The following is a 4,129-nucleotide window of genomic DNA, read 5'->3' on the forward strand; positions in this document are numbered from 1 at the left end:
CCGATCGACTGTCGGCTCTTCGGCAACGAGAGCCTATAGGAGACGCTTGCGCGCATCGCACCAAACGAGCAGTTTGGCGCTCGTCAAACCCTCCGCATAGCAATACGCTGCACTGTCGCTGCCACGATCTTGCCGATTTAGGTTCACCGTCATCCGCGTTTCAATCTATCCCACGCACGATCCGCCCTGATAAATCGCCATAGCAGTGAACGTTTCGATCACATCGGAGCACTCCGCGGTTTCCTCCCTTGGGGCTTGTAGGACGCCTGCCCGCCTGCTTCTGCGCGAGTTCGCTTGCACGCGGATTCGGGCAGGCGTCCTACAACCCTAAACAATACCGGACGTTCCACAAAGCAGCTTGAATTGTTGACAATCAACAAAGTTCGAGGAGTTGAAGCCTGTGTGGCAGGTCTCCTGGACATCAATCGACGTCGTCATCACCAAAAGTATCATGCCAAAACTTCGCGCTTCCTTTAGTGTGCCCTTCGCGCTGGTCATGCTCGGCTTATTCGCCACGACGGGGTTTGCTGCAGACTCCGCCTCCTTAAGGCAAGACCGCGATCCCTCACATCAAGTTGCTGGACAGGTAACTCGACTGGTAGCAACCATTAAAGATGAATATGCGGAAGAGTATCCGCGAGCACGCAGGATAAAGTTTGTTGACACCCCGAACTTCGATCGCATCGCTCTCGCAACCTTTTTCATCGAAGGCTTTGGTGGCGGAAATGATAGCCATCAATTCCTCGCGGTCTTCGCGGCCCGAAGAATTCCGCGCACCCTATCGAATTTGCCTTACTACTCGCTTGCCGCTGTCGTGGAGGTCGGCGAGGGTTGTGCGGTTGATCCTCAAGGCGTCCGCGTGAGTGCCTCTCGCGGACCGACCCGTGCAGAGGGGCTTGCTCTCAGCTTTCCGACCTTTGTCTCGTCGGTCAGTGGGTCGTGCAACGGGATAACGAGAGCCACATATTCATCTGAGCCAGGCGCGCAGATCGGACAGTTGGTGCGTCGAAACTAGCTTTGTCTGTTTGGTCTTTACGTCGAAGGGTGGCGCAGACGCATATCGCATCAGGCTGCGCTCGGCCATGAACGGTCATTCGTCCGTTTCTTGGCGCGGTAAGTTGAACGTCGGCTCCCCTCAGTAAGCTGCCGTTGAGGTGGCGAAGATTACATCGGCGGGAGTGGTCGACATACGCCAATCACGAAAGACCGAGTTCGACACAATCGTTCAACGGCCCACGATTTGGCCCGCAAACAAAATCTGGTCGCACGCAACTGATTCCAACACCTACAATTGGAAAATGGACAGCTTGCGAAAGGGGAGCGTTTCGGGTACTGAGTTAGCAATCACTGCACCTTAATTTTCGGCGAACAACGTGTCTCGATCCCTTAAGTGAGCCTTCTATGAAACTTGAAATCCTCAAGCAGGCAGTGTTGGACTCACGCGATGGCATCACCATTTCCGACAATCTCGTTGACGATAATCCATTGATTTTTGTGAATCCGGCATTTGAACGCATGACTGGATACTCCTCCGAAGAAATCACGAACGTAAATTGCCGGTATTTGCAAAACGATGACCGCGAACAGCCTGAACTAAGAGTTGTCAAGAACGCAATTAAGGCGGGCCAATATTGCCTTGTGATAGTTCGAAATTATCGCAAAGATGGAACGATGTTTTGGAATGAATTGAGCATCTCGCCCATTTATGATGCAAACGGAGTCGTAACTAATTTCATCGGAATTCAAAAGGATGTGACCGCGAGGGTATTAATACAGCAGCAATTGCGCGATGAAAATCAATCACTCGCAGAGATAAGGGTGAATCTGGAACAATTGGCAATCAAGGATGGATTAACGGGTATTTACAATCGCAGGTTTTTTGATATGCAATTGGAGATTCAATGGGGAATCGCGCGTCGCAACAACGAGCCGCTGACCCTGATTATGATCGATGTGGACCATTTCAAACAGTTTAATGACATTTACGGCCACAATGCGGGCGATAATGCATTGAAACGTATTGCTGATAGTTTAAACAAATCCTTCCTGCGGAGTTCGGATTTTGTGGCTAGATACGGCGGCGAAGAATTTGTTGTGCTATCCGTCGGCATGACGCAAGCACAAGCAGCGCTGTTTTCAGCAACACTATGCCAGCGCGTGCGGGACTTAGGCATTCCGCATTCCGCATCCAGCACGGGGTATATAACCGTTAGCATTGGTTTTTCAGTTCATGCGTTTGTTACACATGACCATTCCAGCGTGCTGCTGGGACGTGCGGATAAATCCCTTTATGCTGCTAAACAACGGGGCAGAGATCAATCGTTTAGTCTCTAGCTGGGGAAGCGAGTCAGCTTTCCCGAATATCGGGAAATCAATCGTAGTCCATCGAAGCCTGTTTGTAGGCATTGAATATGTCATGTATTGATTCCACTTCAGCGTGAGAAGGTCTCCTTTGAATCTAGCTAGGGCCAGCGCCCATGAGGGGCTGCGTTGGAGAAGCATGAATGTCGCTTAAGGGTCGGGAAGTGACGTTCGCCGGGTCGAGGCGGCAGTGCAGGTTAGATCAGGTGTTATGTCAATGCGAAAGGGTTCCCTTGCTTAGCTGGTCTGCTTCGCCGGCCAAGTAAAGGTTACTTTTGGGTTTGCCACTTCCGGCCGACGGTCATACGGGGTGCTACCCGCTTTTCATTAATTTTAAAAAATCGCCGACGCACAACTGAGGCTTGCCACGGCTGATAACCGTCGGATATCGATTGTGTTGGGTTGGGCACCTGAGTAGTTTCCGAACTTTCGCGCTTGAATGCGGAGCGCTAAGCTAGTTTCTCGGCGCCGTCATCGACGAAACGAATCGCTTTTCTTCGCAGCAAGAACGCGCCAAGCGCTTACTGATCCGACTTCGGTCGTCCGATCGCGCGTAGCGTTTTTCGCCAAACAGGCGTTTGCCTCGACAAAGCCTCATGCTGAGTAATTCCCCGGGCTTTTCATAACGGCTCACCAAGCCAACACGCGCCTTGCGGCATAGCACGGCACCTTGAAGCGTGACACTCCGCGATCACCGGCAATCAGACTGCTAAAAAGGAGTGTTCAGATGATGCACGATTTCTTGTCGAACAACCGCACGGCACTCATCGAAAGGTGCCGTGTGAAGGTAGCCACCCGGCCCGCGCGGGCGGCGTCTGCAGAGCAGCTTGAAAAAGGTGTGCCGCTGTTCCTGGATCAGCTTATAAAGACACTGCGCATCGAGCAGACGAAAGATCCCCTCGACAGCCGTGATGTATCCGGACCGGCCAATGGCACCGCCTCAATGTCGGAGATCGGGACCTCAGCGGCCCAACACGGGCATCAACTTCTCCTACTCGGCTTTACGGTCGATCAGGTGGTCCATGACTATGGCGATCTCTGCCAGGCAATTACCGATCTGGCTCACGAGCGGGATGCGCCATTTCAAATTGACGAATTTAGGACGCTAAACCGTTGCCTTGATAATGCGATTGCCGATGCAGTCACCGAATTTAGCTACCAACGAGACCATCTCGCTGACGAGCGACGGTTCCACGAAGCCAACGAACAAGCCGGGTTCTTCGCGCACGAACTGCGTAACGCGCTTTCAATTGCGACGCTCGCTTTTGACGCGGCAAGAGCAGGTAATTTAAACTTGTCCGGTGCCACAGGGTCTGTGCTTCATCGCGGTCTGATGGGGCTACGCACCCTGATAGATCGATCCTTGGATGACGTGAAAGGGTTATCTGTAAAGAGTGCGCCGCCGCTGTTTTCACTAGCCGAGTTCATCGCTGAGGTTGAACACGCGGCGGAACTGGCTGCTCAAGTGCGCGGCAGCAAGCTCGTCGTGTCCTCCGTGGACCCCCAACTTGCACTAGCGGGTGATCGCGATCTCTTGTATGCAGCCGTGGGCAATTTGTTGCAAAACGCCCTTAAATTTACTCACCCGCACACTGAAGTGACTTTGAACGCATATGCGGTGGCCGACCGTGTTTTGATCGATGTAAAAGATCATTGCGGCGGTCTGCCTGTTGGCAGCGTGGAAACCATGTTCCAACCGTTCAAGCAACACTCGGCCGACAAGAGCGGACTGGGCTTGGGCTTGTTGATCGCGCGAAAGAGCGTCGAG

3 protein-coding genes are annotated in these 4,129 nt (G+C 52.8%); all 3 read left to right on the forward strand.

Annotated elements, in window-relative coordinates; genetic code table 11:
- The first annotated feature begins 400 nt into the window (after positions 1 to 400).
- Complete coding sequence (locus tag BSU04_RS45540; RefSeq protein WP_144021273.1) at positions 401 to 1,015, forward strand: hypothetical protein; 615 nt, start codon at positions 401 to 403, stop codon at positions 1,013 to 1,015.
- Positions 1,016 to 1,401: 386 nt separating this feature from the next.
- Positions 1,402 to 2,334, forward strand: coding sequence for a GGDEF domain-containing protein (locus tag BSU04_RS19045; protein ID WP_089162097.1), 933 nt, complete (start codon positions 1,402 to 1,404; stop codon positions 2,332 to 2,334).
- Positions 2,335 to 3,088: 754 nt separating this feature from the next.
- On the forward strand, positions 3,089 to 4,129 hold a 1,041-nt coding region (locus BSU04_RS19050; RefSeq protein WP_089162098.1), incomplete at its 3' end, for a sensor histidine kinase.

It is taken from the genome of Caballeronia sordidicola, assembly GCF_002220365.1.
GTDB lineage: Bacteria > Pseudomonadota > Gammaproteobacteria > Burkholderiales > Burkholderiaceae > Caballeronia > Caballeronia sordidicola_C.